This is a genomic window from Sporosarcina oncorhynchi (genome assembly GCF_033304615.1).
GTDB lineage: Bacteria > Bacillota > Bacilli > Bacillales_A > Planococcaceae > Sporosarcina > Sporosarcina oncorhynchi.
In genome coordinates, this window is the sequence record NZ_CP129118.1 from 239583 (window position 1) to 260730 (window position 21148).

Below are 21148 nucleotides of genomic sequence, written 5' to 3' on the forward strand. Positions count from 1 at the left end.
TTACTATAATTATCCCAGTAATTCTTACAGTATACCATTGGCTTTTTTTTTTCAATATGATATATTCAGATAATTGGAGATTGACATATTATTTTAGATGCTAGTGTAGAGAACTGACAGAGAGAAAGAAGGGGTGTGGGGGCATGATTGTACAAGTGAAAGGATTGAAGAAAAAGTATAAGAAGGATTGGGTGTTAAAGGGGATTGATATTACGATTGATGAGCCGCAAATCATTGCACTTGTTGGGCCTAATGGATCAGGGAAGACAACACTGTTGAATTGCATGATGAATTTATTGACGTTCAATGAGGGAAGTGTCGAGATTTTAGGCAAACCGAATAGTGACCCTTCCCTATTCAATGAAATTTCGTATTTGCAGGATAATCGAATCCTTTACGGGAATCTGACTGCTTACGATCATTTGAAATTTATTTGCCGTGTACAAAAAATTCCTTTTGACCGTATCCAGGAAGTTGCCGAACGGGTTGGTATGACGGGCTATATGAAAAGGCGCGTGCGGAGTTTTTCACTCGGGATGAAACAGCATCTATTGCTTGCTATGGCCATACTCAATAAACCCAAATTGCTAATTATGGATGAACCTTTGAACGGGCTTGACCCGACGAGTGCTATTAATGTACGGACCATTTTATTGGAATTATATAATGAAGGGACGACAATCATCATTTCGTCACATGTGCTTGATGAAATCGATCGATTGACGAATACGATTTACTTCATGAAAGACGGGGCTTTGCTGAAAGAGTCACTGGAGAAGTTGACCGTTACGAACTATGAATTGACTGTTAGTGAACCGGAAAAGGCCAAAGAAATATTGGACGAGTCCGGACTGCCCGTTACAATGAATGAGCTGGGCCATCTGAATTTCAAAGAGACAGATGTTCCCTTACAGACAATCATTGATGTGCTGTACCGGAATGATGTTGTAATCGCTTACATCGATAACCATAAAGCCGGAGCCGAGAAGCGGTATCGCGAACTGTTTGAGGAGAGGTCTCCGGTATGATGCAATTTGCTTTTGAACTGAAGAAAATCATTTTCAGCAAGAAATTGCTTTATATCTATTTGTTGCTCATCGCTGGGGTGGCGCTTCTCTTCGTCCGGAATGTGACATTTCAGTCGTATATTGAAAAAGAGGAAACCGAGCGAATTGGTATACTCGTTCAAAACTCACAGAACTTAAACCGGATGTATTCAAGCACATTGGAACAGGATCCGGAAGACAAAGACACACAAAAACTGAAAGTCATCAACTCATCAATGCTGGAAAAATTGTACGATCTTCGAGGGATGAGCATAGATAAGTGGAAAAATCGTGCGACGATTGAGAATGCATTTTTGGAACAAGTACTCCATTTCAAAGAGGAGGGAGGGGCATATGACCTTCCTGTCGGGGAAATCAATAAAATGCTTGCCGAGAATGAAAAGCATCTTGCGGAAAATATTAAGCCCCGTCATGCGACGTACAGTATGGCACTGCCGAATTTCTTGAAACTCGTAGTCGATCTGTTTATGAACTTTGGAGCAATGATCATTCTCGTCATTCTGATCGGAGAGATTTTGGCAAGCGAGTTTGAGACGTATTCCCTTAATTTTTTGTACACGCAGCCTATCAAAAAAGGAACTATTATTACGAGCAAGTTTTTCAGTTCGGTCCTCGTTTATTTCCTGACGCTTCTTGTGTTGCTAGGTGCCGCAGCATTGGTCGGCCTGTTCGGCTTTAAAGGGAAGTACAAATATCCCGTTATGATTGAACGGAACGGGGAAGTCGATTTTATCACGATTGTGCAGTATATGGCACAAGGACTGACGGTCGTCAGCGTGACAGCTATTATGGTGATTGCACTCCTGCTTGTGTATAGTCTACTGTTCAAACATACGTTGTCCACGGTATTTGCTTTGCTTGCGACAATGCTTGCCGGTTATGGACTTTTCGCTTTCATAAAATGGCCATCGTTCTTTTACTGGCTGAATCCGTTCCAGTATCTGTTACCGGAAGAACGACTGTTAGTGAGGAATGCCGGTGTCGACTGGTACCAAGGTATTCCTATTATCTTGCTATTGACAGTCATACTGCTTTTAATTGCCAGAAAAAAGATTGAAACGAGCCGGATCAGTTGAGGACGCCTTTATGTCAATCCGTCCATCAAAGCACGTCGGGTCATAGCGGAAAGCAAATGAATAGAGCAGAGACAGTTCATGTTTGGAGGGGAAGTTATGTTGCCGCTTATTCAGTTTGAGGCGATTAAGACAGTCAAATCCACTTTTTTTAAGGTGGTCCTGTTAGCACTTACTGCGTTCATCATCGGATATTACGTGTTTGTCTATATGAATACTACTCGAGCGGAAGATTTATTGGCAGAAGCGGATGAGTGGCTGTTCATGACGCAAAGTCAACTGGAAGAGTTGGAATCCGCTGCTGCATCCGGCCAAAGGGACAAGGATAGCAAGGAATATAAAGAGGAAAAACAGATGTTGGAGGAGTTCTGGTTACCTCGTTATATGGATGAAGTAGAAGCATATAATAATAAAGACTATAATCGAATACTGGAAATGGAAATTTACCATCGTAGTACGACCCTTGTGCAAAGACTTGCCCAAGGGGATTACTGGTCGACACTATGGCCATCCCTCTTTACAGACGAGTCAGGTTTTGCAAAATTGGAATGGATGCATGAAAAGCACATCCAACCTGTTTGGCCGATCAGTGTGTTTGCTGACTTAACGGTTCATGATAAGCACTTTGATGATCCTCAGGTCGAAGAAAGCATCAAAAAATTCAGCGTGCGGTACGCTTCAGACGGCATCCACTTCATGGAGCATTTGACGACACTTCTGTTTGGGGTATTTGGTGCAGGCATTTTTATATTCCTGTTCGGAGATATCGTGACGAGGGAAGGTCTCGGAGACAATGGGCCAATCCATCTGTTGCGGACTCAGCCGATTCGTGGCTATCAGATCCTTGCCGGCAAATTCATCATGGTGTTAGTCGGTACCGTTTTGTTGCTTGCTTCCATTAGCGGGTTGGCATTGTTGATTGGTACAGTGTTTGACAGGTTTGGAGACATGGATTATCCCGTACTTATTTACGGTGAAAACTACGCTTTCACCTTTATTGAAATGAGCACATTCTTGCTGAAATCAGCCGGCCTCTTTTTCATGGTGCTCGTATTTTGTTATTCTTTACTCTTCTTATTCTCGCTACTCGTTAAGAAAACGGCTGTTGCCATCGGGCTCATGCTCGTCACCTTGTTCGCCGGCTTGAAATGGTCAGAGCAATCGGTCGCTTCCACGTGGGCACATTTTCAACCATTTCATTACTTCAGCGTTCCGAAAGTGGTGACAAACGAACTCGCTCTCTCAGCCGGAAACTTTGCATTTTCATTCTCAAACGGCTTACTTGTATTAGCCGTCGCAAGCTCGATCGTTTGGGCAGTGATTATTGCTGTTTCAATGCTTCAATATCGATATACGCGATAAGGATGGATAGTGTAGTTTAGCTGCTCGTCGGACATGAAACCGATGGGCAGCTTTTTAGTATGGGGTAAAACGGTTATCACCGGCTTGGAGGGGGATATCACCGACTTTGGACGAGTTATCACCGACTAGGCGCGGCATATCACCGACTCTTGCCCGGTTATCACCGACTTGAGGATATATATCACCGACTCGCCCATTCCAGGCCATATCATCAATGAATTCCGCTGGAATCATAGACGTGAGCCAGCCAAAATCCGTTACCACCGACTTTGGCGAGTTTACCACCGACTCTCGCCCATTTACCACCGATTCTCCCGGATTTACCACCGACTTTGGGCTATTTACCACCGACCCGGACAAATCGAACTCATTTCGGAGAAAAAAATTAATAGAAATCCACTATAGAGTGAGGGGAAAATCGCTATCACCGCTTGCCACCGTTCTATCACCGGTTATCGACATTCTATCATCGCTTAAGCTGCATCAATCACCGCTTGTCGACTCCCTATCACCGCTTAACTCACTTCTATCACCACTCACCCATTTATTAGGAAATATATCCGCCTCAAACAAGCAACTCACACACCCTACGAAGCACAATCCATCCATCTTAAGAATTTCTTCATAATTCCTCTCATCAAATGTTAAGATTTAAGCAATACAATTGGTATCATAGAGGAAAGTGAGGTGCGGACGATGGCGAAGTTCACGGTTCTGGTGGCGGATGATGATAAAGAGATCCGCGATGGGATTGAAATTTATTTGAAAAATGAAGGGTATGCTGTACTTAAGGCGGCGGATGGCCAAGAGGCGCTCAATCTGCTTGCTTCAAACGAAGTCCATTTGCTTATCCTCGATATTATGATGCCCAATATGGACGGGATTACAGCGACATTCAAAATCCGGGAGGCACAAAATATCCCGATCATCATGCTTAGTGCGAAGGTGGAGGATTCAGACAAAATCCACGGGTTGTCTGTCGGTGCAGATGACTATGTGACAAAACCCTTCCATCCGCTTGAACTGATGGCGCGCGTCAAATCGCAGCTTCGTCGATATGTCCAGCTAGGCACATATGACGGTCAGAAAAAGATTGAAATTGACGGGCTTGAATTAGATGAAGAGGCGAAGGAATTATCGGTTGATGGGAAACCGGTGAAACTGACGCCAATTGAATATAAGATCACAGAATTGCTCATGAAAAACGCAGGGCGTGTATTTTCCATCAATGAAATTTACGAACGCGTGTGGAATGAACAAGCATACAACGCAGAAAACATCGTCGCTGTCCACATTCGTAAAATCCGTGAGAAAATCGAAGCAGATCCGAAAAATCCGAGGTATGTAAAGGTGGTGTGGGGCATTGGTTACAAAATCGAAAAGTAGTCTTATGCCGCTTATCATGTCCATCCTATCCATCGGCATCGCGCTGGTCAGCATCGGGTACTGCTTTCCGCTTGTCTACGACATAGTGACGGACGGATGGGAACGTTCGTCACGGACAATCGCCTATTTCACACGCATTATTAGAGGGGGCACGGCTTGATGAAACACAGATCATTACTATTTATATGGGCGGCGCTCGTCGTCATCGTGCTCGTTTCGATTCTTTCATTGAATCGACAAGGGTTTAATATGATTGGGAAAAACTTTGCTGAGTCAGGAAATGTTAGTTGGGGATTAGACGAATTTTATACAACCATTGGGCCGTCTGAACTGAACCCGATTGATCCAACAGAAGCGAAAAAACAAATTACGGTTACGGAAAATGAAATTGAGGAACACCGTACACGATATGGCGCCCTATCCAATCAGCTGGCGGATATTCAGGGCCAGTATAAGGATTTAATTGAAGAAGCCAAAAATGTATCAAATGAAGTGTTGGTCAATGCTTTGATCGAAGAACGGGACATTAAAATAGAAGACATCAAGATGAACTTCAAAGATGATACCCATGTTGAAGCGAAAATCCGTACAGAAAAAGAGCAGGAGTTGGCAAAATATTTACACGAAGTCAAAAGTGGTGCCTATTCATTGCCAATTGCTTATGAGTTAAAGAACGTGGATACAGGTGAAGTGTTTTCATCGGGAGATGTCTCGGTGCCGTCCATTTATAAAAAAGAGTTTAATTCTGGAAAGGGATATTTGAAGGCGCATTCCCTTCCCGGTCAAAATAATGACGAATGGACGTATTATGACTATGGGAATTCCGCGATACACGAAGATAATATAGAGGCTATGGCCAATCCCGTACAGTCTTTCGAAGGAACCGTCATCATCCCCAAAAAAGCTGTTGAAAAAGGCGGCGTCCTGTACGCACAATACACAGATTTCAACAGAGGAAAATATGCACTCTATACCTTTTGGTTGCTGAGCACCCTTGCGTTAATTGCACTGTTCACTGTACTTAAATTCCGTAAAGAATGGGTGACGGGGACAGACTATGATGCAAGATATGGAGCTATGAAAATTGACATCAAAGTAATCGGGATGCTCGCTACTGCACTAATTCTCTTCATGTATGTAGATAGTGCTTCTTCAAGTGTCGTGAATTTGCTGCAATATCCACGTCTGGGTAGGTTTGGCAGTTGGACAGTCTCCTTCATTCTATTCGGAGTCCTTCCGACCGCGTTACTTGCGTTCCAAATCGTTCATGCAACAGAACGGTGGAAGAAAAAAGGAACAATCGAAGCCGATCTTAAAGATAGTTATGCAGTACAGTTCATGCAAGCTTTGCAAACAATGTTCCTGAGAAGGTCCATCGGAAGTCAAACGTTCATCCTGCTCATTGGGTTTTTCCTTGCAGGTATTGGTTTTATAGGAATGTTTATTCATCCGATATTGTTTGTCATCTATTGTTTATGCGTGTTATTCTTCGCCCTTCCGATCAGCTTCATCTTTGTCAGAAGAGCTGCATACTTGAATAAAATCATTATCGCAACAGAAGCGATGGCGACTGGCCGTTTGAATGAAGAAATCAAAATCGAAGGGAAGTCACCACTTGCGAACCACGCGAGAAATTTGAACAATCTTCGTGAAGGCGTGCGCAGCTCAATGAGTGAGCAGGCGAAAAGTGAGCGGCTCAAAACGGAATTGATCACGAATGTGAGCCATGATTTGAGGACGCCACTGACGTCGATCATCACATATACCGATTTATTAAAAGATGAAACAATTACACCGGAAGACCGTGCAAAATACGTCGATATTCTCGACAAGAAATCACAACGTCTCAAAACGCTCATCGAAGATTTATTCGAAGTATCGAAAATGGCAAGTGGCAATTTGGAGTTGCACAGACAGCGGGTCGATTTGACACAGCTCTTGCAACAAGCGCTCGCGGAACACGCCGATGATATTGCGCAATCAGGACTCGATTTCAGGACAGATATTCCGGAAGAAATGCTCACGGCCTATGTGGATGGGCAAAGATGGTGGCGCGTCCTTGATAATCTAATTGTCAATGCCATTAAATACTCGCTGCCTGGAACACGTGTCTACGTTACGCTTCGGAAAACTGGCAATATGGCAGAGTTCATCGTAAAAAACATTACAAAATATGAACTTGGTGAAAATGTCGATGAACTGTTCGAGCGCTTTAAACGTGCAGACGCGTCACGTCATACAGATGGATCGGGTCTTGGCCTCGCCATCTCGCAATCGATTGTTGATATGCACGGCGGAACAATGAAAATTGAACTGGATGGGGATTTGTTTAAAGTGACTGTCGCCATACCCATAAGCTAATAAGAAATGAAACCGCATGCCTACCGCATGCGGTTTTTTCATGATGTAACAAAGGTTTATCCGTATCCATACAAAGGAATACTCATAACAACAGAGCAGAATCATGGAGGCGGTCGCTTGTACAGACATTGGTTGAAAATAAATATTCGTTACAGGCGGCTGATCTTCTTACTAGCGACAACAGTTTTACTCGTCGCAACCGCTGTAATCGGCTTTATGTATTTTGAAGAACTGTCCTTTTTCAATGCGCTGTGGATGACGATCGTCTCGATTATGACGATCGGTTACGGCGACATATATCCGACGACGGAGGAAGGACGTTGGTTTGCGCTCATTCTTGTGCCGCTCGGAGCAGGAATCGTTACATATGGTCTTGGAATGGGTGCTTCCTATTTCATCGAACAGCATTTATCGGAGAAAGTGTGGGTGAAGAGGATGGAGAAACAGATTTCCAATTTGAGCGAGCATATTGTCATCTGTGGCTTCGGCCGTGTTGCGCAGCAAGTGTATAAGCAATTAAGGGATGATGAAGAGGATGTCCCACTCATCGTCATCCATGACAATGAGGAAGATTTGAAAGAAGCTCTCGAACCCCATGTTCTCAGAATAATTGGGGATCCGACAGACAAGGAAACCTTGAGAAAAGCCCGCGTCGATCACGCCCAAGCACTGATAACTGCACTGTCGAGTGATGCGGATAACGTCTTTATTACACTGACCGCAAAAAGTCTGAACGAAGACATCACAATTGCCGCCCGGGCTGAAAAAGACGGTTCAGAAGACATCCTGACAAAAGCAGGTGCCACCAGTGTCATCAACCCGTCAATCATTGGCGGCCGCGAACTTGCCATGTCGATTATCAAACCGACCGGCACGGTTTATATTAACGATCTGATCCGGTCTGAAGAGAAGGAATTCATGGTCGGTGAAATCGACTTGAATCAAGATGAATCCATTATAGGCTCAACAATCGATGACGCGGATCTCCGCAAGGAATTTGACATTACCCTCGTCGCGATTTTACGGAAAGGGGAACTGATCAGCAACCCAGACCTCGATGAACAGCTACAAGCGGGCGATAAGCTCATCGTTATCGGGAACCAAGAGAAAATCGAAGCCTTTACGATCAATAAAAATAAAGGATATAAACCCCAATAATCAAAATCCCAAAATCAGCGAAAAGATGAATGATCCAGGACGGCAAAATCGTCTTGCTTTTTTCGTTCGCCCATTGAAAAATCAATCCGCCTGCCCAGAGTCCTGCTACAGCAAGGGCAAGAATCGGCGGGCTGAACCACGGCAAAAAGATCGCTATGTGATAAATCGCGAAAAAGAGTGGTGGTAGTATGAAGCGCAACCGCGTTCCACCGAAAAGATCGGGCAAGATGCCGCGAAAGAAGAACTCTTCCATCATTGAATTGCCAAAAAGGATATACAAAGCAATGAATGGGAAGACTGAAGGTGTAATGCCTGACAACGTGAGATCCCTAATGAGTGCATCCAAATCAATATTTGTTTTTAGAAAAAGGAATGTCCCTATAATAGCAAGCATAATTGTAAAGCCTATACCGATGGCAATTAGGATGCTGCGACCGTCCGTTTCTCGAAAACGCAGAAAGGCAAAGCGTGTCGCACGGAACAGCAGAAAAGGGACGACTAGGAACAGAACGGCTTTTGCGCCGGTCTTCCATATGTATGAGACATGCATTCCTTGTTCAATCCAAAGCAAAAGAAAAATACTAACAATCGGGAATACCGAACCGAATACTTTTCGCATACCGTCACCTCCTGTAAGATAGGACGAAAATACAGATAATTTAGTTTCGTAAATTAATTTGCATGAAATAGGTTTAGTCGCTTTGAAAGAGGGAATAGATAACTACTTATGGCTTGTTATTTGTAGAAAGGGTGGAATCCAATATGACGATTAAAGATGGAAAATATCCAAATAAGCGAGACCTTGAACCGAAAGTGTTGCATCCGGGAAAAGGATTTGAACCTACACACGAATTACCGCTGGCCGATCCATCAGACTCCAACTGGACAGATGATTTCAGGGAGAATGCTCAGGACAAAACTGGCAAACACGAACCATCCATATACAGCCAAAATAAACCGCCAATGAATCCAAATTATCATACCCTCAAACCAGGCGAACGCTTCCCGTTCGGTGATCAGGAAGAATATAACCGCAAATTCAATGACCATGCGCATGAACAATGGAACGAAAACCAAGATAAAAAACAATCAAAACAAGTGTAAGCAGCCTAAATAATGGGCTGCTTTTTGTGTGGGAAAAAGAGGAACTTCGTGTAGAAATAGATACGTTTTCCAATTTTGCAAGAATAATAGGTTTAGCCTCGCTCGTTTATAGGAATAGTCCTTAATAGATTACTTAAACGAATGGAGGACACTTAATGTTTAGAGACTTGTACTTTGCCAACCTATTAAGTTGGTTACCGGAATTGATTCTCGGACTCGTTGTACTGCTCGTAGGTTTCTTTGTCGCCAAGTTGGTTGAGAATGCTGTCTACAAGCGTTTGAAAAAATCGAGGGTCAATGAACGACTTGATGTGAAGGAAGATAAATGGAATGTCGAAAAGATTATTAGTAAAGTCTTCTTCTTTGGTATTTTATTGTTAGCATTCCTGTTATTCTTCAACATTATGAACGCATCGATGATTGCCACACCGTTCATGACGATGTATTCAGGTATTGGAGGAGCGATTCTTAGTATCGTGAAAGCCGGCCTAATCCTGCTGTTAGCTTGGATTCTGGCGATGGTTGTGAAAAAGGTCATTTTGGCGCTTGGCCGCAAAATGAACCTTAATAAGTACGTCGCTAAAGTCGGTGCGTCCCCTGACGAAATCGACAAATCCAAATGGGTTGAAACAGCTGCGAATATCGCGTTCTACATCATCTTGCTATTGTTCGTACCAGCTATTTTGCACGCGCTTGGTTTAAGCGGAATTAGCGGACCGTTCGAAGGTATGCTCGCAAGCTTCATGAACTTCATTCCAAAACTTGTTGGAGCAGCACTGATCTTCGCAATTGGTTGGGTTGTTGCCAAGATTATCCGTAGTATCGTGACGAAATTGCTCGAAACAGTCGGAGTCGATCGTTTCGCAACGAAACTGAAAGTCACGTCTCCAGGCACGACTACTAGTATTTCAGGTATTATCGGAACGATCGTATTTATTTTGATCATGTTGCCTGTAACAATTTCTGCGCTTGAAGTACTGGATCTGGAAGGTATTTCTCAGCCAGCCATTGCCATGCTGAACGATATTATGACAATGTTGCCGAAAATTGCGGTAGCAATCGTTCTTGTACTTGTCGGTATTTACTTGGCAAAGTGGGTGAAAGGCGTTGTCGTTTCACTTCTTAACAACTTGGGCATCAATTCGATTTCTGGGAAAATGGGTATGCGTTCAAGCACATCAGCTTCCATGCCGTCATTCTCCCAGATCATCGGAACGATCGTACAAATTGTCGTTATTCTGTTGTTCGTCGTTGAGGCGCTTCAAATTCTTGACTTGAACTTCATGGTGACTTTGGCAACTGGCATCTTCGCTTACTTGCCAATGGTCATTGCAGCAGTTGTCATCTTGGCAGTCGGCTTCTGGCTTGCAAATCTTGCAGAGAAGTTTGTCGGCAGCATTATGACGACGAAATCAGGACAACCACATGTATTGCGCTATGTGGCGAAATACGCGATTCTTGCATTCGCATTCTTTATGGCACTTAGCCAACTTGGAATTGCACCTGCAATCATTAACGCAGCGTTCATCCTTACGCTTGGTGCAGTCGCACTTGCATTCGGTCTTGCATTCGGTCTAGGTGGTCGTGAACACGCTTCACGCTACTTGTCGAAAATGGAAGGCAGCTTGCAGGAAGCAGACGTTTCTAAAGAGAAATGGGAGCAGGAAAAGCAAGATATGAAACAAGACGCTAAGCAATCTGCACAAAATGCACAGCGCGCAATGGATCAGACCGTGCGTGAGAAAAAAGTGAATCCGGCGGACACGTATCCAACGAAGGCTGATTATGAGCCGCGTACGGGTCAGGTTCCTTCTGACGAATTGCCATTGTCCGATCCATCCGATTCAGATACGACGGATGTGTTCCGTGATAATGAATATGGAACGACAGGCGTAAATAATCCGTCTACGTTTGGTGAAAATAAAACAGACGACGGCTTCAATACACCAGATCCAGGCGAAGAATATCCGTATGATCCGAATCGCGGAGAAGATCCAACAGACGGTCCATTTAGACCATAATTATGTAAATTTAAAAAACTGCCATGCTATTAGCAACACGATAGCATGGCAGTTTTTCTCTGTTCATTATTCGACAAGATTATTCTTGAACGCATAAATGACCGCTTGCGTCCGGTCCTGCACTTCAAGTTTCGACAGCAAATTACTCACATGTGTCTTCACCGTTTTCAGCGCAATGAACAGTTCATCGGCAATCTCCTGATTCGTTTTGCCTTTCGCAAGCAACAGAAGAATCTCCCGTTCGCGCTCCGTCAAGTCATCATGCAACCGATGGTCATTTCCCGTCCGCATCTTCTGCATCATCTTCGTCGTCACTTCAGGCTCTAGTACCGTCTGACCTTTCAACGTATCCCGAATGGCCTCTGCAATCCTTTTCGCATTGGACGTCTTCAAAATATAACTGACGGCACCTGCTTCGAGTGCAGGATACACTTTATCGTCATCAAGGAAACTCGTCACAATGACGATTTTCGCTTCCGGCCATTGCGCAATAATCGCGGCCGTCGCTTCTGCACCGTTCATGACGGGCATGACCATATCCATTAGAATAATATCCGGTCGCAACTCAAGGGCTTTATCGACCGCTTCTTTCCCATTCACCGCTTCACCGACGACTTCCATATCCGACTGTGTTTGTAAATATGTCGACACCCCGAGCCGTACCATTTCATGGTCATCCACTAATAGAATCCGGATCATCGGCTTCATCTCCCTTTTTCGCAGGTAATTTCACTTCTACAATCGTCCCTTGTGAAGGCACTGAGACGATTTTGCAAGTCCCCCCAATTTCGATTGCACGCTCCTTCACGTTCTGCAAACCGTACGATCCACCCTTGCCGTCAACTTCTTCGAATCCGACACCATTGTCCTGAACCCGGAAGATGGCGAGCCCGTCCCGTTCGACAAACAACACATCGACTTCAGTCGCCTGGGCATGCCGTAACGTATTCGATAGCGTTTCTTGCGCGATGCGGAATAAATGATCTTCAGCACCTTTAGATAAAGTCACTTCTTCCAGACGGAAGTGAATATCGAACGTTACTTTCTCTTTTAGCTCGACAAGCAACTCCTCAAGTCCTTGCGCCAACGATTTATTGTTCAATGCGGCTGGTCGCAAATGCAACAACAGTGCACGCATTTCCAGTTGAGCCTGTTGGACGACGCGTTCAACTTGTACAAGTGGCTTCTTCACACGGTCATCCTGTTCACTTTCCGTCATTGCGGACAACAGCATCGAAGCCGCAAACAGTTGCTGGGAGACGGAGTCATGCAATTCACGCGCCAATCGCTGGCGTTCTTGAACAATGCGCTCCTGGATCAGCTGATCTTGCGCTTCCGCCCGCTCATCCGTTATCCGCTGCAAGCTCTTCCGCTGTGTCGCCAATATGGTGGAGATATCGAGAAGCGTCCGGTCGATTTTCGGCGAGAACCGCTTAAGTTTCAAAATCTCTTCATTTTGAATCAATCCTGTCAGTTTCCGTTCCATTGCTTTATCCTTCGCACGACTAATCGTGCCCATCCAAAGCGCGATACTTGTACCAACCGTAATACTAGTAACGATAATCCAGGCGCCTAAAGGAACATTGGCATACTGCAAATCATAAAAGAGAATCCAGCTTTCTTCGATCGGCATATCGACTAATAGATAGAAGAAACCTGCGGCAATCGCAATAAATAAAAATGATAAAAAGAAACTCCGTCCAAATAGATTCCTCATTTGCGATTCACCTCGATATCACCAAACCAAGTAGCAATTGAGATAATCAGCTCTGCGTGCTCTCCAATCGGTCGATCATAACCGTCTTTATAATGCAGTGTTTCATTGACCATCCGTTTTGGAGAAATATCAAGTATCCGCGCTTCCCCAAATAATGTACTGTAATGGACGCGCACGGGAATTTCATAAGGAAGATCGATTTTGACCCGACCAAAACCTTGCCGAATCGAAATCAATGAAGCGCGTTTCGGTAAAACCGTATCTGTCACATCAACGTGGATATCGCCGAACACACCCTGAATCTGCATATCCTCCCATTCATACGACGCGAAAGGGGAAGATTGTACAGAAAACAGTTTATTTTTCCAGATTCCATTTGGCGTTTCTCTTTTCATTTCCTTCAAGGGCCGCATAATCTGATCTGCAGGAACGCCTTTCCATAGATTCACAAGGAGATAAACGAATGCCGCGAGTACAAGCATCCGCAAGCTCCATAGGTTAAGCAATGCCATGACAAAGAAAAAGAGTCCTAAAAACGTGACCCATTTGGAACGCCTTTTAAATCCCCAATACATAAATCCGGCACCAAGAAGGAGGAAGATGATATTTCCGTTGGATAAAAACGCTGCCTCTATAAAAATCAGCAGTAAAAAAGCAATCATCCAAAACGTCATCTTATTCGTATCTAGTCTTTGCACAATTACAGCCTCCTTCTTGACGTCAGAATGAAAAGGGAAGGTGTCTGCCTTCCCTAATTGACATAAGTTGTGTGAAAAGAAACCCTATAAGTCAGGAACCGTTCCCTATAGTACCTATCTTACACAATTTCTGCTTTCTGTGTGGCACTTTTCTCCAACGACTCTAATCTACGTTCCATCGATGACGTTTCATACGCATTTGAAATCTTCTGATCGAGGTTTTCAATATAACTCTTCATTTCTTCAACTGATGAAATCTGTTTGTCCACCTGGTCAGGGGAGATGAACGTATCCATCCGACGATTGGCGCGTGTAACATTTTCTTTGCCCATCAATTGAAGCTGACGAACTTTCATATCTTTCACCTTGTGCTTCATTTCCTCAAATCTTCGCTCAAGAGACAGTAGTTCCTGTTCGGATTCCGTAATGCTGCCAGCCAAATCCGCTGCGCGTGTTTCATATGCATGAATTTCCGCTTGTGCAAAAGTGACAAGATCCTCTTCGCCTGTCGCTTCTGCCAATTGTAGTTGGGTACGACGTTTGTCGACCATCGACGCGGCTTCTGCATATTCTTTTTCAAGCGCTATTTTCAGTTGTCCTTGTCGTTCCAGCAACTTGCCAACAGAAGCTGTCTGTTTCTCTGCTTCTACAATGTATTGATTCAACATGGCAATCGGGTTTTTCTTTTCCTGTTTGTCGAGTACCGCGTGCAAATCCGCTTGCACCGTATATTTGAGTCTGTTCCATAATGAATTCATATGATTGTCCTCCTTATTTTGTCATTTCTTCCCACTGGCGTTCAAAATTAACGAACGGATCTCCGGATTGGGTTGTCGTAATGTCTTTGTTTTTTCCACCGTTCCACTCGCGCCATACATAATAGACACCAAGCAAAGCAAGAATGCCGATGAAAGCTGGAATGTTCGCGATAGCTGTCAACAAACCGACGAGCAGTACGACTCCCCAAAACAGTTTAAGTAAAACGGAATCAGTCTTCCTATAGTAATGAAACCCTGCAAAAGCGATTAAAGCGGAAATGGCCAACGCTACAATTGAACCTACATTCGATAGAACAACGATAGCTGCTACAATTCCAAGTATCGCAAGACCAAATTTTTTCATTTGTTGTTCCTCCTTTCGTTGTACCCTAATCATATATCGGGGCTGCGTTTGTCCAAACAGGCGTAAAGCGGATATTGGGCTAAGACCTGCGACCGATTTCCTTCTGATACTCCCGAAATGTATATGGAAATTGGCACCGCTTTCATGTAAGCTGTAACTATATGAACTATCAATCAATTCAGAGAATAGGGTGTGCTTATGAAAGAAGTTGTTATCGTTGAAGGGGTAAGAACTGCAGTGGGCAGACGAAAAGGAGGATTTTCAGCGTATCGGCCGGACGAACTTGCCGCAATTGTCCTTGAAGAATTGATGAAACGTGCGGGTGTTGATAAAGCAGAAGTCGAAGATGTCATTTTAGGCTGTGTCACGCAAGCGGGTGAACAAGGAGGGAATATTGCTCGAACAGCTGCGTTAATTGCAGACTTTCCGATACATGTGCCCGGTGTAACGATCGACCGACAATGTGGATCGAGCCAGCAGGCAGTCCATTTTGCATCACAAGCAATCGCATCAGGTGACATGGACATCGTCATCGCGGGAGGCGTCGAAAGCATGACACGTGCGCCGATGTTCTCCAATATGGGCGACGCAAAACCGAGCCCCAAACTGATGGATAAACACGAAATCATTAACCAAGGACTGTCTGCCGAACGGATCGCAGCGAAATGGGAACTATCGCGGGAAGACCTCGACAAATTTGCTTACGAAAGTCATCAGAAAGCCTTGGCCGCTATCGAACAAGGCAAGTTCCAGGACGAAATCGTGTCGGTTGAGGTGAATCGCGACGATGGTACCGTTGAAACCGTCACAACAGATGAAGGCCCGCGTCCAGATTCAACCCTGGAAGTACTAGCCGGACTCAAAACAGTGTTCGATGAAAATGGCGTCATCACAGCCGGCAACGCTAGCCAAATGAGTGATGGTGCATCCGCCGTATTGCTGATGTCCAAAGAGCGAGCGGAAGACCTTGGCGTTCGTCCCCTAGCACGGATAGTCGCACGTTCCGTTGTCGGTTCAGATCCGACGCTTATGCTGACAGGTCCAATTGAAGCGACACGAAAAGTACTTATGAAAGCAGGTCTCACAATCGAAGATATAGATGTCTATGAAGTGAACGAAGCATTCGCACCTGTGCCACTTGCCTGGTTGAAAGAGGTCGGGGCGGATCCTGAAAAGTTGAATCCGAACGGTGGAGCGATTGCGCTAGGACATCCACTTGGGGCATCGGGTACGAAATTGCTTGTTTCGTTAATGAATGAGTTGAGACGAACGGGCGGACGTTACGGATTGCTTGCGATTTGTGAAGGCATGGGCATGGCGAATGCGACGATAATCGAGAGAATCTAAAGCGGACACACGTATTCTTTTGAGGGCGTGTAAGGTCCGTAATGTTTATTCAGAACCATCTTGATGAGGAAGTTTTAAAGGGGATGAGTGTATGGAGTTGCGTGAAACGATTGCGATCGTTACGGGTGGTGCATCAGGTTTAGGAGAAGCGACGACGCGCCGGATTGTAGCCGCGGGCGGGAAAGTGATGATTTTTGATCAGAATGAAGAACGTGGAAGTGCGTTAGTCCATGAGTTGGGGGCACATCAGGTTTCATTCCTGAAGACGGACGTGGCGAGTGCCGAAGAAGTAGAACGTCATGTTGCTGAAACGGTTTCGATTTTCGGTACGGTGAATGCACTCGTCAACTGTGCAGGCATTGCCACACCAGGGAAAGTCGTCTCAAAAGGCGGGCCAATGGCGCTTGAACGGTTTACACAGCTAATACAAGTGAACTTGATTGGTACGTTCAATGTCATTCGGGTGGCGGCAGCGGCGATGATGGACAACGAGCCGAATGAGGAAGGTGAACGGGGAGTAATCGTCAATACCGCTTCCGTCGCGGCATTCGAGGGGCAAATTGGACAAGCAGCATATAGTGCTTCCAAAGGCGGTGTCGTTGGAATGACGTTGCCGATTGCAAGGGAATTCGCGCCATACGGCATTCGCGTCATGACGATTGCGCCGGGATTAGTTGAAACACCGTTATTTGCGGGGCTGCCTGAGCCTGCTCAACAGGCGCTTGTCGATAGGACGCTATTTCCAAAACGTCTCGGTAAGCCGGAAGAATATGCAAAGCTCGTTGAAAGTATTGTGACCAATCCGCTACTCAACGGCGAAGTCATCAGGCTGGATGGGGCAATCCGCATGCAAGCGAAGTAGGAAAGGAGGAGTTGGATGGCACGATATCGATTTGAAACGGATGAACATGTCCTGTTCCGGGAAACGCTTCGGAAATTCCTCGTCAAAGAAGCTGTTCCACATTACGACAAATGGGAGAAGGATAAGCTCATTCCAATCAGTTTTTGGAAGAAGCTTGGTGAGATGGGGTTTCTTTGCCCACAAGTGGACGAAGCATACGGCGGACTTGGACTAGATTTCAGTTATGGAGTCATTATCGGTGAGGAGATGGAACGTGTCGGAGCAGGATTGACGGGAGTCGGGTTGCATAATGATATCGTCGTTCCTTATATCGAATCATTCGGAAACGAGGAGCAGAAAAAGCGGTGGCTACCCGGCTGTATCACTGCAGACATCATAACAGGCGTCGCAATGACAGAGCCTGGAACGGGTTCTGACCTCGCAAATATTCGAACGACAGCAAGTAAAGACGGCGATGTGTATATCGTCAACGGACAGAAAACATTCATTACAAATGGGGTGAATGGCAGTCTGTTTCTCGTTGTTGTAAAGACTGATCCAAATGCGAAGCCGAAACACCGCGGCATCAGTTTGTTAATGATTGAAGAAGGAACACCTGGTTTTACAAAAGGCCGGCAGCTCGACAAAGTAGGCATGCATTCGCAAGATACTGCAGAACTGTATTTTGAAGACTGCCGGGTACCTGCGGCTAATCTGATTGGCGAGGAAGGGAAAGGGTTCAGCTATCTAATGGAGAAGTTGCAACAGGAACGGCTTGTTGTAGCATTAGCGGCTCAGACTGCTTCAGAGGATATGCTCGAGATGACGCTTGAATATGTGAAATCGCGTGAGGCGTTCGGGAAGCCGGTTGGTTCATTCCAAAACACGCAGTTCAAACTTGCGGAGATCGCGACGAAAGTGGAGCTAGGGAAGACATTTTTGGAATCGCTCATTGAAGATCATCTAGCAGGTAAAGATGTCGTTTCTAAAGTGTCCATGGCGAAGTATTGGATTACAGATACGGCACGGGACATTTCCGCTGATTGTATGCAGTTGCATGGCGGTTACGGTTATATGGAAGAATACAAAATTGCACGCAGATACCGGGATATTCCGGTTGCGTCGATTTACGCAGGGACGAATGAAATCATGAAGATGATCATCGCGAAGAACATGGGGCTCGGCTGACGGCATATGTACCGCGGACAAGACATAATATGCAAAGGGAATGGTTGTACAAGTAAGGCAAAATAGAGTCGGAAAAGGGGAATGTTCGTTATGATGCAAACACCGTTACTATTGTCTTCTTTCATTAAAAGAGCAGAGTTGTTTTTCCCGGACAAGCTAATCATTTCACGTACTGGGGAAGATACGATCCATCGTATTACGTATCGTGAATTTGCGAAGCGGACGCGGAAATTGTCTGACGCACTGACGAAGCTTGGGATGAAACACGGTACGAAAGTCGGTACGTTCGGCTGGAATCATCATCGACATCTAGAAGCTTATTTTGGCGTGCCGAGTGCTGGTGCTGTCCTCCATATGGTGAATATCCGTTTGTCGCCTGAGCATATTGCTTATGTCATCAATCACGCGGAAGATGAAATTATGCTCGTTGATGATAATCTGTTCCCGCATTTTCAGAAGTTGGCACCTTTATTAAAGACGGTGAAGCACTATGTCATTATGGGTGATAGTCGAGATGTGCCGGAGACGACGCTTGAAAATGTCCATTCCTATGAAGCGTTACTAGACGCAGCCTCAGATGATTTTGCATATCCGGAAGATTTGGATGAAAATACGCCGGCGGGGATGTGCTACACGTCCGCAACGACAGGCAATCCGAAAGGTGTCGTTTATACGCATCGCGGAATTGTGCTGCATTGTTATGCATTAGGACTCGCAGATGCAATGGGAATTCGTGAAGCCGATGTCATGATGCCTGTCGTACCGATGTTCCACGTCAATGCATGGGGCTTGCCATTTGCCGCGGTGTTTTTCGGGACGACCCAAGTGCTACCAGGTCCAGGACTCAATCCTGCCTTATTGCTGGACTTGATTGAACAGGAAAAAGTGACGATTACAGCAGGTGTGCCGACCATTTGGCTCGCTGTCGTGAAAGTGCAAGAACAGCAAGCGCGGGATCTGTCCTCATTGCGCGCCATCGTCTGTGGCGGTTCTGCTTCACCAAAAGGATTGATTCGTGCATTCGAGGAAAAACTGGGCGTGCCATTTATTGTCGGCTACGGAATGACCGAAACTTCACCACTCGTCAGCTTGTCGGTTTACAAATCGGGGATGGAAGAGTTGTCGATGGATGAGCGGATCGATATCCGTGCACTGCAAGGATTGATTGTGCCGGGGCTTGAAGTCCGTATTATGAACGAAAATGGCGAAGTGCCATGGGACGGCAAAACAATGGGCGAGTTGACTGTACGTGGTCCGTGGATTGCGAGCGAATACTATAAAGATGAGCGGACAGCGGAAGCGTTCAAAGATGGCTGGCTCTACACAGGCGATATCGCCGTCATGACCGAATTCGGCTACTTGAAACTGATGGACCGAACGAAAGATTTAATCAAGAGCGGCGGCGAATGGATCTCGTCCGTCGACTTAGAGAATGCATTGATGTCACATGAAGACGTTTTCGAAGCAGCCGTCATCGCTGTGCCGCATGAAAAGTGGCAAGAACGACCGCTTGCGTGTGTTGTGTTAAATGAAGGAAGAACCGCCGATGACGCAATGAAACACCAGTTGCTCAGCTACTTGGAAGGGCAATTTGCAAAATGGTGGGTGCCGGAAGATGTTGTATTCCTCGATGAAATTCCAAAAACATCGGTTGGAAAGTTTTTGAAGAGAGCGTTGCGTGAACAGTTAAAAGGACATGAATTGAACGTGTAATAGGTAGGCCACCCGTGATGTTAGTGTACGGGTGGTTTTTTGGTATGTTTAATTTGCATGTAATCACCGATTTCTCTATGTGCTCATGCCCGTGGAAAACGTGTGTTAGCGGTCAAATAGCGGCGTTGTATATGCCCGTGCTAGCGGAAAACGTTCGCCCGCGGTCAAATAGGAGCGCTGTATATGCCCGTTCGAGCGGAAACCGGTCGCCCGCGGTCAATTAGGAGCGCTGTATATGCCCGTTCGAGCGGGAAACGGTCGCCCGCGGTCAAATAGCGGCGCTGTATATGCCCGTTCGAGCGGAAACCGTTCGCCCACGGTCAAATAGGAGCGCTGTAAATGCCCGTTCGAGCGGAAATCGATCGCCCGCGGTCAATTAGGAACGCTGTATATGCCCGTTCGAGCGGAAAACGTTCGCCCACGGTCAAATAGGAGCGCTGTAAATGCCCGTTCGAGCGGAAAACGTTCGCCCGCGGTCAAATAGCGGCGCTGTATATGCCCGTTGAAGCGGAAACCGTTCGCCCGCGGTCAAATAGGAGCGCTGTAAATGCCCGTTCGAGCGAAAAACGTTCGCCCGCGGTCAAATAAGAACGCTGTATATGCCCGTTCGAGCGAAAAACGGTCGCCCACGGTCAAATAGGAGCGCTGTAAATGCCCGTTCGAGCGGAAATCGATCGCCCGCGGTCAAATAGGAACGCTGTAAATGCCCGTTCGAGCGGGAAACTAATGCCTCGCTAGTTTAATTCCTTGAAAATGAATAATTTTCGGCAGAAAAACGCGAGTCGGTGGTAAACGGTCGAGAGTCGGTGGTAAAGTCGCCCGAGTCGGTGGTAAAGTACAGAAAGTCGGTGGTAAAGTACAGAAAGTCGGTGGTAAACGCCTCCGAGTCGGTGGTAACCACATTCGCCTGCTGCCAATCGACGCCAAACACAAAAAAAATCGCATGCCCACTAGCTTTATTTTCAAAACAAGAGGGAATAGCGTATATAC

At 45.7% G+C, this 21148-nt stretch carries 20 protein-coding genes; 13 read left to right on the forward strand and 7 right to left on the reverse strand.

What is annotated here, in order from left to right:
* Window positions 1–143 precede the first annotated feature (143 nt).
* From QWT69_RS01280 to QWT69_RS01290, 3 genes are all read left to right on the forward strand, one after another.
* The gene (locus tag QWT69_RS01280; protein ID WP_317968214.1) at window positions 144–1028 is read left to right on the forward strand and encodes an ATP-binding cassette domain-containing protein; all 885 of its coding nucleotides are present in this window, start codon (window positions 144–146) and stop codon (window positions 1026–1028) included.
* Window positions 1025–2143, forward strand: a complete 1119-nt coding sequence (locus QWT69_RS01285) for an ABC transporter permease (protein ID WP_317968216.1) — start codon at window positions 1025–1027, stop codon at window positions 2141–2143. The genes QWT69_RS01280 and QWT69_RS01285 overlap by 4 nt, the downstream gene beginning before the upstream one ends.
* A gap of 96 nt (window positions 2144–2239) precedes the next feature.
* Window positions 2240–3502 (forward strand): ABC transporter permease, encoded by a 1263-nt coding sequence (locus tag QWT69_RS01290; RefSeq protein ID WP_317968217.1) that lies wholly within the window; start codon window positions 2240–2242, stop codon window positions 3500–3502.
* Window positions 3503–3556: 54 nt separating this feature from the next.
* Here QWT69_RS01290 and QWT69_RS01295 read toward each other — a convergent pair whose 3' ends face one another.
* Window positions 3557–3736: a hypothetical protein gene (locus QWT69_RS01295; protein ID WP_317968219.1), complete on the reverse strand. Its 180-nt coding sequence runs from the start codon at window positions 3734–3736 to the stop codon at window positions 3557–3559.
* Between the two features lie 462 nt (window positions 3737–4198).
* Here QWT69_RS01295 and QWT69_RS01300 point away from each other — a divergent pair, with 462 nt between their 5' ends.
* The 4 genes from QWT69_RS01300 to QWT69_RS01315 all read left to right on the forward strand — a co-directional run bounded on the left by QWT69_RS01300 (window position 4199) and on the right by QWT69_RS01315 (window position 8407).
* Window positions 4199–4888: a response regulator transcription factor gene (locus QWT69_RS01300; protein WP_317968221.1), complete on the forward strand. Its 690-nt coding sequence runs from the start codon at window positions 4199–4201 to the stop codon at window positions 4886–4888.
* Window positions 4866–5048, forward strand: coding sequence for a hypothetical protein (locus tag QWT69_RS01305; protein WP_317968222.1), 183 nt, complete (start codon window positions 4866–4868; stop codon window positions 5046–5048). The genes QWT69_RS01300 and QWT69_RS01305 overlap by 23 nt, the downstream gene beginning before the upstream one ends.
* Window positions 5048–7249, forward strand: coding sequence for a sensor histidine kinase (locus QWT69_RS01310; RefSeq protein ID WP_317968223.1), 2202 nt, complete (start codon window positions 5048–5050; stop codon window positions 7247–7249). Before QWT69_RS01305 ends, QWT69_RS01310 begins: the two co-directional genes overlap by 1 nt.
* Before the next feature lie 117 nt (window positions 7250–7366).
* A complete protein-coding gene (locus tag QWT69_RS01315; protein WP_317968225.1) occupies window positions 7367–8407 on the forward strand; it encodes a potassium channel family protein in 1041 nt (346 codons plus the stop codon).
* On the opposite strand, the gene QWT69_RS01320 is transcribed toward QWT69_RS01315, so the two are convergent.
* Window positions 8376–9026 carry a CPBP family intramembrane glutamic endopeptidase gene (locus QWT69_RS01320; protein WP_317968227.1) on the reverse strand — a complete coding sequence of 217 codons (651 nt, stop codon included), beginning with the start codon at window positions 9024–9026 and terminating at the stop codon, window positions 8376–8378. The genes QWT69_RS01315 and QWT69_RS01320 overlap by 32 nt on opposite strands.
* A gap of 143 nt (window positions 9027–9169) precedes the next feature.
* Between QWT69_RS01320 and QWT69_RS01325 the strand changes: the two genes are divergently transcribed.
* The gene (locus QWT69_RS01325; protein ID WP_317968229.1) at window positions 9170–9511 is read left to right on the forward strand and encodes a hypothetical protein; all 342 of its coding nucleotides are present in this window, start codon (window positions 9170–9172) and stop codon (window positions 9509–9511) included.
* Window positions 9512–9666: 155 nt separating this feature from the next.
* The gene (locus QWT69_RS01330; protein ID WP_317968231.1) at window positions 9667–11532 is read left to right on the forward strand and encodes a mechanosensitive ion channel; all 1866 of its coding nucleotides are present in this window, start codon (window positions 9667–9669) and stop codon (window positions 11530–11532) included.
* Window positions 11533–11598: 66 nt separating this feature from the next.
* Here QWT69_RS01330 and QWT69_RS01335 read toward each other — a convergent pair whose 3' ends face one another.
* The 5 genes from QWT69_RS01335 to QWT69_RS01355 form a co-directional block, all read right to left on the reverse strand.
* The gene (locus tag QWT69_RS01335; RefSeq protein ID WP_317968233.1) at window positions 11599–12231 is read right to left on the reverse strand and encodes a response regulator; all 633 of its coding nucleotides are present in this window, start codon (window positions 12229–12231) and stop codon (window positions 11599–11601) included.
* Window positions 12206–13249 carry a sensor histidine kinase gene (locus QWT69_RS01340; RefSeq protein ID WP_317968235.1) on the reverse strand — a complete coding sequence of 348 codons (1044 nt, stop codon included), beginning with the start codon at window positions 13247–13249 and terminating at the stop codon, window positions 12206–12208. The genes QWT69_RS01335 and QWT69_RS01340 overlap by 26 nt, the downstream gene beginning before the upstream one ends.
* On the reverse strand, window positions 13246–13947 hold the full coding sequence (gene liaF / locus QWT69_RS01345; protein WP_317968237.1) for a cell wall-active antibiotics response protein LiaF: 702 nt from the start codon (window positions 13945–13947) through the stop codon (window positions 13246–13248). Before liaF ends, QWT69_RS01340 begins: the two co-directional genes overlap by 4 nt.
* A 119-nt stretch (window positions 13948–14066) precedes the next feature.
* Window positions 14067–14705: a PspA/IM30 family protein gene (locus QWT69_RS01350; protein WP_317968238.1), complete on the reverse strand. Its 639-nt coding sequence runs from the start codon at window positions 14703–14705 to the stop codon at window positions 14067–14069.
* A 13-nt stretch (window positions 14706–14718) separates the two neighbouring features.
* Complete coding sequence (locus QWT69_RS01355; protein ID WP_317968239.1) at window positions 14719–15069, reverse strand: lmo0954 family membrane protein; 351 nt, start codon at window positions 15067–15069, stop codon at window positions 14719–14721.
* 198 nt (window positions 15070–15267) lie between these two features.
* On the opposite strand from QWT69_RS01355, the gene QWT69_RS01360 reads away from it, so the two are divergent.
* From QWT69_RS01360 to QWT69_RS01375, 4 genes are all read left to right on the forward strand, one after another.
* The gene (locus QWT69_RS01360; RefSeq protein ID WP_317968241.1) at window positions 15268–16416 is read left to right on the forward strand and encodes a thiolase family protein; all 1149 of its coding nucleotides are present in this window, start codon (window positions 15268–15270) and stop codon (window positions 16414–16416) included.
* Between the two features lie 91 nt (window positions 16417–16507).
* Window positions 16508–17278 carry an SDR family NAD(P)-dependent oxidoreductase gene (locus tag QWT69_RS01365; protein ID WP_317968242.1) on the forward strand — a complete coding sequence of 257 codons (771 nt, stop codon included), beginning with the start codon at window positions 16508–16510 and terminating at the stop codon, window positions 17276–17278.
* Between the two features lie 15 nt (window positions 17279–17293).
* Window positions 17294–18445, forward strand: a complete 1152-nt coding sequence (locus QWT69_RS01370; protein ID WP_317968244.1) for an acyl-CoA dehydrogenase family protein — start codon at window positions 17294–17296, stop codon at window positions 18443–18445.
* 90 nt (window positions 18446–18535) lie between these two features.
* On the forward strand, window positions 18536–20158 hold the full coding sequence (locus tag QWT69_RS01375; protein WP_317968246.1) for a long-chain fatty acid--CoA ligase: 1623 nt from the start codon (window positions 18536–18538) through the stop codon (window positions 20156–20158).
* Window positions 20159–21148 lie beyond the last annotated feature (990 nt).

Bases quoted from the DNA above. Each gene is read 5' to 3' on its own strand.
- QWT69_RS01330 (WP_317968231.1), top strand. From the start codon at position 9,667: ATGTTTAGAGACTTGTACTTTGCCAACCTATTAAGTTGGTTACCGGAA.
- QWT69_RS01310 (WP_317968223.1), top strand. From the start codon at position 5,048: ATGAAACACAGATCATTACTATTTATATGGGCGGCGCTCGTCGTCATC.
- QWT69_RS01365 (WP_317968242.1), top strand. From the start codon at position 16,508: ATGGAGTTGCGTGAAACGATTGCGATCGTTACGGGTGGTGCATCAGGT.
- QWT69_RS01290 (WP_317968217.1), top strand. From the start codon at position 2,240: ATGTTGCCGCTTATTCAGTTTGAGGCGATTAAGACAGTCAAATCCACT.
- QWT69_RS01375 (WP_317968246.1), top strand. From the start codon at position 18,536: ATGATGCAAACACCGTTACTATTGTCTTCTTTCATTAAAAGAGCAGAG.
- QWT69_RS01350 (WP_317968238.1), bottom strand. From the start codon at position 14,705: ATGAATTCATTATGGAACAGACTCAAATATACGGTGCAAGCGGATTTG.
- QWT69_RS01355 (WP_317968239.1), bottom strand. From the start codon at position 15,069: ATGAAAAAATTTGGTCTTGCGATACTTGGAATTGTAGCAGCTATCGTT.
- QWT69_RS01285 (WP_317968216.1), top strand. From the start codon at position 1,025: ATGATGCAATTTGCTTTTGAACTGAAGAAAATCATTTTCAGCAAGAAA.
- QWT69_RS01320 (WP_317968227.1), bottom strand. From the start codon at position 9,026: ATGCGAAAAGTATTCGGTTCGGTATTCCCGATTGTTAGTATTTTTCTT.
- QWT69_RS01280 (WP_317968214.1), top strand. From the start codon at position 144: ATGATTGTACAAGTGAAAGGATTGAAGAAAAAGTATAAGAAGGATTGG.
- QWT69_RS01335 (WP_317968233.1), bottom strand. From the start codon at position 12,231: ATGATCCGGATTCTATTAGTGGATGACCATGAAATGGTACGGCTCGGG.
- QWT69_RS01325 (WP_317968229.1), top strand. From the start codon at position 9,170: ATGACGATTAAAGATGGAAAATATCCAAATAAGCGAGACCTTGAACCG.
- QWT69_RS01295 (WP_317968219.1), bottom strand. From the start codon at position 3,736: ATGATTCCAGCGGAATTCATTGATGATATGGCCTGGAATGGGCGAGTC.
- QWT69_RS01360 (WP_317968241.1), top strand. From the start codon at position 15,268: ATGAAAGAAGTTGTTATCGTTGAAGGGGTAAGAACTGCAGTGGGCAGA.
- QWT69_RS01340 (WP_317968235.1), bottom strand. From the start codon at position 13,249: ATGAGGAATCTATTTGGACGGAGTTTCTTTTTATCATTTTTATTTATT.
- QWT69_RS01300 (WP_317968221.1), top strand. From the start codon at position 4,199: ATGGCGAAGTTCACGGTTCTGGTGGCGGATGATGATAAAGAGATCCGC.
- QWT69_RS01370 (WP_317968244.1), top strand. From the start codon at position 17,294: ATGGCACGATATCGATTTGAAACGGATGAACATGTCCTGTTCCGGGAA.